Below are 6,700 nucleotides of genomic sequence, written 5' to 3' on the forward strand. Positions count from 1 at the left end.
GTTTCGCGGGCGCGCGGCTGGGCAGTTACGTGTTCGAGCTTTCCGGTTCATACTATACAGTCCGGCTAATCCATATCGGCCGGAGCATCCTTGTCGCGGTGTTGTGTTGGCCGGTAACCGAGGACCCGGTGGCGCGTTTGAATATAGAAGGAAAGGGCAGCGTGAAATTGACGGAGTTTGAGAAAGCCCTCTTATGGCTGGCGCTGTTGGCAGTGGCGGGGAGTATCATTTATCTGGTTTTTAAGGCGTACATCAACCCGGCGTTGCTGATTGACTTCGCCAACACGCGGTTATGCTGAATTGTCTCACCTGTGGTGCGCAAATACTCACGGCGCGCAAACGTCGTCTCGATATCATGTCAATCAGGCAACGTCCGGCGCTGGCGAGTGCTGGTGATGGAGCCCGCCGCTAGGCCGCGCGCAGCGCATCCACGATATTCATTCGAGCGGCGCGCGCGGCGGGCAGGAAACCGCCGGCAAATCCCATTACCAGTGCGAACAGCAGCGACTTGACGATTATTGCGGCGTTGAGCTTGAAGCTGAACGCGAGTTCGGCAAAGGTTTGCCAGTTCATGGTGGAGATCGAGAGGAACTGCATAAGCGACGCAAAACCCAGCCCGATCACCCCGCCGATGATACCCAGGAACAACGACTCCAACAGAAACGCGCGCAAAATGCTCTGCCTTCTGAATCCGAGTGCGCGCAGGGTACCGATCTCAGTGGTGCGGTTTGCAACAGATGTGTACATGGTAATCATCGCGCCGATAGTCGCGCCGATCGCGAATATCACGCTCAACACGATTCCAAGTATGCTGATGAAGCGCGACAGCATTTCCGATTGCTCCGAGTAGAACACCGATTCGCGCTTGGCTTCCACAGTAAGCCGCGGGTCGCTTTCGATCGCCTGCTTGAAGGTCTTGAAATTTTCCGGGTCGTTGAGTTTGACAATGACCGATGAAAACACCGGACGCCGGAATGCCTGCATCAGCTGCTCGACATCGCCCCAGATTTCCGAGTCAAACCCGCTGTTGCCCGCATCCATCACACCCACCACTGCCCAGCCGCGCAATCCGAAGCGCAGCCTGCCGCCGACTTGCGCTCCATTGAAGCGCTCGGCGATGTTTTTTCCAACGACGATTTCGGATGAACCGGGGCGGAACGTGCGGCCCTGAACGATCTTCACCTGGGGGCGCAGCTTGAGGCCGGCCTGAGATACGCCGCGCACGATGACATTGACTGCAGTGTTAGTGTCGCGCTTGGGCATGGCGACCAGCACCACCATTTCCTTTGACGCGAGGCGCTCGCCATTTTCATCAAATGCTACTTCGGGACGCGCCTCGATAATCGCCGCGGATGGTCGGTCAACTCCGCTTTGCACCTCAGTTTGCGAGGAGCGGCGGATAACAACAGCATTATCGTAAGAACCGGTTTGCACCAGCGTTACTTTCAATCCTTCCGCGAGCATCAAGACGGTTGCGAACACGAATACCACCAGTGCCATTCCTGCGACGGTGAGCGCGGTGGTGAGCTTGCGCGTCCACAGATTGCGAAGAGAATAAGAATAGGGGATAGGCATTTAGTTGGTCTTAGCAAAATTATTTTGAGGTCTTAATTGTGAAAATCTCAAATTCGCCGGTGGCCGACCGGCGGCCGGTTACTTTCTCTTGTATCACCAAGAAAGGGTAACCGGGAAGAATGCGACCCCGGCTCGCCGGCTTCCCCTGCGCATCTCAGCCAAACCGGGTGCTGCGCAACTCGCGCGTTCCGCGCTCAGACAGTGCTCGCTTGACATCCCCCGGTTCGGCTTCCTCGCTTGGCGGCTCGCAGGGGAGACAAGCAAAGCCTTTTCGCCAGACAAGGGAGAGAGGCGAAGTGATGAGTAAAGCAAATGAATGTTGAACCATTAGCCGATGTTCCTTTGGAGCCTCTGATCAAGTCCCACACGGTTGCGACGGCGGCTTTCCGGGATGGAATGCGCGAAGCGAGGCGCAGCCTATGGCCACTCCCCTTGGCAAGCCGAGCGACAAAGCAGACCGCAGGGACAAGCCCCGTCCCTCCGGGTTGCGGTAAAATGCGGCGTCTGCGTCGTTGCGCTCCTCGGCTTCGTAGTCCAAGCTACGACCTTCGTCGCGCGCCTTGCACCCTTCCGCATTTTACCCGCAACGCAATCCGCGGAGGACTTAATCAGAGGCTCCTTAATCCGTCTGCAATTTTCACGTGGCTGGCGCGCCAGGTGGGCAGAATCGCCGCTACCGCCCCGACCACCAGCGCCGCCGCCAGTTGCGCAGCCACAGTTTGCCATGAAACGTAGAAAACCTTGAATAGCGCGCCCATGGCATTGCCGAATGCAATGGCGACCGGGAAAGTGCAGGCAATTCCCAGTGCGCCGCCGAGAGCGGCAATCGCCAGCGACTCGCCGAATATCAGTTTGGCAAGAAACGGCGGCGCAAATCCCAATGCTTTAAGCGTGGCGTATTCCGCGGCGCGCTCGCGCGCGGTCATCGCCATGGTGTTCGCCATTACCGCCATGATAATGACGATGATGACTATGGAGACGATCTGCACCGCAACCAGGATTGCCTCGGTCATTTCGACAAAACTCAGCTGAAATGCTTTTTCGGTTTCAGTGAGTGTTTCCGCAAGCGAGTTTTTGAACGTGTTGTCGATTTCGCGCGCCACATCGGCAGCATGCTCGGGATGAGTGAGGCCCACGATATACAAGCCGACGTAGTTGGCGCGGCGGGGAACCGTGCGTTTCAGGGTCTCATTCAAATAATCCCAGTGGAAAAAAAATTGCGAGGTATCTGTTTTCTTCTCGGTCGCGTGGTAGATGCCGCGGATGGTAAAGCTCCAGTTGCCCGGGAAAATAGTGCCGCGCAGCGGTACCACGTCGCCCACTTTCCAGCCGAACTGGTCCGCGAGCTTCTTGCCGATGATGGCGCCTTTGCGATCAATAAAAAAAGCCTTCTTCTGGTCCTCCGGCAAAATGTATTCGGGATACAGCTCAAGATAGCTTGCGGGTTCAATGGCGAGCTGTGGGAAAAAATTCTTCTCGCTGATATAGACGCCGCCAAACCAGTTGGCGTACGAAACGCCCGATACGCCGGGTATTTTTCGGATTTTTTCCTGATAAGTGATCGGCAGCGGAAACACCAGCGAGATGGCGTTGCGCGTGATCAGGCGTGACGCCGAAGTGCTTTCCGCTCCTGCATACCACGCATTGACTACTGTGCGCAGCAGGCCGAACGCCAAAATTGCCACCACGATTCCCAGCAGCGTGAGGCCGGTGCGTAATCTGTGGCGCAGCGCGTTTCGAATGACGAGTTTGAGCAGATACATTATTAAATTAATGCTTTCGTTGCATCGAGCACGCCTTTGTCCAAATGGCGGATAACGCGCGCGCTTTGCGCCGCATGCGGGTCGTGAGTGACAAGAATAATGGTCTTGCCAAGCTCAAGATTCAACCGCGTGAGCAAATTCAGGATATCGTCTGCGGAGGCGCGATCCAGGTCGCCGGTAGGCTCATCCGCTACCAGAATCGTGGGATCGGTGACCACCGCGCGCGCAATTGCAACACGCTGTTGCTGGCCACCGGAAAGCTCCGAAGGATAATGCAGCATGCGGTCGCCCAACCCCATCATGGAGAGCGCGGTTTCCACATGCTGCTTTCTCTGCTTGCCGTTAAGGTGGGTGAGCAGCAGCGGCAGCTCGACATTTTCAAAAGCGGTGAGCACAGGGATCAAATTGTAAAATTGGAATACGAAGCCGACATGAGCCGCGCGCCAATCGGCAAGCTGGGATTCGGATAACGACGTGATATCCACGCCGCCGATGCGTATTTCACCGCTGTCGGGCTTATCGATTCCGGCAATAAGATTCAGAAGCGTGCTTTTTCCCGAGCCACTCGGCCCCATCAGCGCAAGAAATTCGCCCTCCGGGATATCAAAGCTGATATTTTTGAGCACCGCCAGAACTTGCTCGCCGCGGCGATAGGACTTGCTTAAATGTCTGATCTCGACAACCGATTGCACGGCTTATTGGGCGCCGCTTGTGTGCGCCTTATGCATTATTTGGATGCAAGCTTGATTTTAGAACCGTCGGCGAGTTTTGCCGGGGGATTCAACACCACCGTGTCGCCGAAATGCAGGCCTTGCTTCACTTCAATCATGTTGCCGATGCGTCCGCCGGTTTGGACCGGAACCTCATGCGCTATACCATTGCGGATAAGGAACGCAACAATCTTGCCTTCGCGCACGGTGAGTGCTTCGGGGCTCACTACAGTGCGCGGTTTTTGCTGATCGGGGGTTAGCTCGCGGTCGAGAAAAGTCACCTTGGCGCTCATTTCGGGAAGAACGCGCGGATCGGGATCGAGGAAGCGCACCTTAGTTATTACCGTTGCTTTGGAACGGTCCACGGTCGGCACGATGCGGCTGACCTCGCTGCGGAAACGCGTGTCGGGAAGTGCATCCAGTTGGATCTCACAGGGTTGCCCGACCTTGACTTTTTCCAGGTTGGATTCCGAAACGTCCGCTTCCACTTCCAGAGTGGACATGTCGGCCATGGTCACTACCGCGCCTTTGGTATCCAGCGCGGAAGAGAACGGCGTCACCACGTCGCCGACGTTCGCGGTTTTGGATAAGATCACGCCGTCAAACGGGGCGCGGATCAACGTGTATTCGACTGCGATTTGCGCCGCTCGAAACTGCGCCTCTGCGGCGTCGATTGCCGCCTTGAAGCTGCTGAGCCCCGCCACCGCCTTGTCGTAACGCGCCTGCGCTGCATCGAGGCTCGCTTCCGAAACGAAGTTTTGCGCAACCAGCTCGCGGGTGCGCTTGAGCTGCCGTTCGGCATCGCGGTATTCCGCTTCGCCCTGCTCCAGATTGGCCTTCGCCACGTTGATCCCGGCTGCCGCGTTTTCCATGTTCGCCACCATGTCGCGGTTCTCCAGCCGCGCGATGATTTCACCCTGTTTCACGCGGCTGCCTTCGGTGACTCCCAGCCATTCCAGCCGTCCCGTTGCTTTGGATGCGACTGCCGCTTTGCGTTGTGCCACGACATAGCCGGTGGCGTTGAGCAATGCAAATTGCTGCGAAGGATAGGCGCTCGTGACCTGAGATTGCTCAACTTGCAGCGGCGCCGTGCTGATATAGAAAAATACTGCGGCGGCCAAACCACCGAGCGCAATAACGGCAGACAACACGCGCCGCATTTTGTTTTTTGCCTGAGCAGGGCCGATTGTCGCGCTATCGCGGCTAATCCTGAGCTTAGCCAGGTCTTCTTCAGGCACAGCGCTTTTCATATTTGGTGTTAAATTCCGGCAGCCCGGGCAGGCTCATTGCTGGATTGTGGCGGCAGGATGTCGCCGAAGTGAAAGCTGAACGCGCCGCTGCGGCGGTCGTCAAAGTAAGCATGCAACGCTTCGCGTACCGTGCGGAATGCAATTTGATTCCACGGTATTTGCCGCTCATCGAATAACTGCACCTCGAGACTTTCGGAGCCGGGTCTGAAATTCAAATCGAGCAGCCGGGCGCGAAACAGGAGATACACCTGGCTAACGTGAGGAACATTGTAGAGGGCGTACAGCATGCTGACTTCCACCCGCGCGTGAGCTTCTTCCAATGTTTCCCGAATCGCGCCCTCAACGGTGGTTTCCTGATTTTCCAGAAAACCCGCGGGCAGCGTCCACAAACCATGGCGCGGCTCGATGGCGCGCCGGCACAGCAGGATTTTGTTTTCCCATTCAGGAATGCAGCCCACCACGATCTTGGGATTCTGATAATGGATGGTGGTGCAAACGTCGCAAACAAAGCGCGGCAGGGTGTCACCGGGGGGAATAAGCGAACGCACGGGTGCGCCGCAATTGCTGCAGTATTTCATATTCGTTCCTGACTGTGGTTAATTATACCGCAAGGCACAGAGTTTCCCCCAGTAAGGAAAAATCCCCACGGGGCACAAAATATTTTTATGCTGCCCGGGACTGATTCAGACGAATCTGGCAAAGAGGCTGCGCTGATATCATTCGGTTGCGCCGTGCAGATTCAGCTTGCGGTTGTATCGCGTACGCTTAGAGATAGATTCATAAGGCGACCAATCCCTTTGTCATTAGTGTTTGCGGCCGATACTTCTTTTAGTCCAATGCTCATCACAAAGCTTCCACTTCGATGGGTTCGAGGCTATTTGATAGGCGGCATTTATTCCTTGGGGTTGCCCTAATTTTGGGATAATTGATTGCCAATGGCCGCGCGGGAATCATGCGAGGTTACGGCTGTCGAATGCATTACGTATTGGGCAAGATCGAAGGGCGTTTTGCAGCCGCGCTACGCGCCGCGGGCTCGCCGCGGTGTAATTCTGTTACCGGTAATCCCGCGTCAGATAAGGGGGAACGATGGCGAACAACCGACATCCGATTCATGGAAGCGAACGTCAGCCAGTCTTGGGTTCGCGCCGCATTGGTCCGGCGGATCCCAATGAAAGATTCGAAGTCACCATTGCGGTGCGCCCCCGGGCATGGGATAAATTGCAGGCCCGAATAACTCACGGCGCAGCACAGCGTCTGACTCGTGATGATTTCGAGCGGACGCACGGCGCCAACGAAACCGACTTCGATAAGATTATTGCGTTCGCAAAGCAGAATCAACTCACCGTGGTCGAGCGGAATATCGCCCGCTGCAGCGTGGTCCTGTCGGGCACGGTCGCCAAAT

7 protein-coding genes are annotated in these 6,700 nt (G+C 56.4%); 2 read left to right on the plus strand and 5 right to left on the minus strand.

The features are described 5' to 3' along the window. A partial coding sequence (locus tag VLV32_09010) for a hypothetical protein (protein ID HUL42025.1) occupies positions 1-299 on the plus strand: 299 nt, incomplete at its 5' end. 109 nt (positions 300-408) lie between these two features. Here the strand turns inward: VLV32_09010 and VLV32_09015 are convergent. The 5 genes from VLV32_09015 to VLV32_09035 all read right to left on the minus strand — a co-directional run bounded on the left by VLV32_09015 (position 409) and on the right by VLV32_09035 (position 5,876). Further along, the gene (locus tag VLV32_09015; protein ID HUL42026.1) at positions 409-1,575 is read right to left on the minus strand and encodes an ABC transporter permease; all 1,167 of its coding nucleotides are present in this window, start codon (positions 1,573-1,575) and stop codon (positions 409-411) included. Between the two features lie 608 nt (positions 1,576-2,183). Further along, positions 2,184-3,338: an FtsX-like permease family protein gene (locus VLV32_09020; GenBank protein ID HUL42027.1), complete on the minus strand. Its 1,155-nt coding sequence runs from the start codon at positions 3,336-3,338 to the stop codon at positions 2,184-2,186. A 2-nt stretch (positions 3,339-3,340) separates the two neighbouring features. Next, the gene (locus tag VLV32_09025; protein ID HUL42028.1) at positions 3,341-4,030 is read right to left on the minus strand and encodes an ABC transporter ATP-binding protein; all 690 of its coding nucleotides are present in this window, start codon (positions 4,028-4,030) and stop codon (positions 3,341-3,343) included. Between the two features lie 35 nt (positions 4,031-4,065). Beyond that, positions 4,066-5,298 (minus strand): efflux RND transporter periplasmic adaptor subunit, encoded by a 1,233-nt coding sequence (locus tag VLV32_09030; protein HUL42029.1) that lies wholly within the window; start codon positions 5,296-5,298, stop codon positions 4,066-4,068. 8 nt (positions 5,299-5,306) lie between these two features. Then, entirely contained in the window at positions 5,307-5,876 is a 570-nt protein-coding gene (locus tag VLV32_09035; protein ID HUL42030.1) for an NUDIX hydrolase, read from the minus strand. A 508-nt stretch (positions 5,877-6,384) separates the two neighbouring features. On the opposite strand from VLV32_09035, the gene VLV32_09040 reads away from it, so the two are divergent. Further along, a partial coding sequence (locus VLV32_09040; GenBank protein HUL42031.1) for a protease pro-enzyme activation domain-containing protein occupies positions 6,385-6,700 on the plus strand: 316 nt, incomplete at its 3' end.

This window comes from Burkholderiales bacterium, from assembly GCA_035518095.1.
Taxonomy (GTDB): domain Bacteria; phylum Pseudomonadota; class Gammaproteobacteria; order Burkholderiales; family JAHFRG01; genus JAHFRG01.

Bases quoted from the DNA above. Each gene is read 5' to 3' on its own strand.
- VLV32_09015 (HUL42026.1), bottom strand. From the start codon at position 1,575: ATGCCTATCCCCTATTCTTATTCTCTTCGCAATCTGTGGACGCGCAAG.
- VLV32_09020 (HUL42027.1), bottom strand. From the start codon at position 3,338: ATGTATCTGCTCAAACTCGTCATTCGAAACGCGCTGCGCCACAGATTA.
- VLV32_09035 (HUL42030.1), bottom strand. From the start codon at position 5,876: ATGAAATACTGCAGCAATTGCGGCGCACCCGTGCGTTCGCTTATTCCC.
- VLV32_09030 (HUL42029.1), bottom strand. From the start codon at position 5,298: ATGAAAAGCGCTGTGCCTGAAGAAGACCTGGCTAAGCTCAGGATTAGC.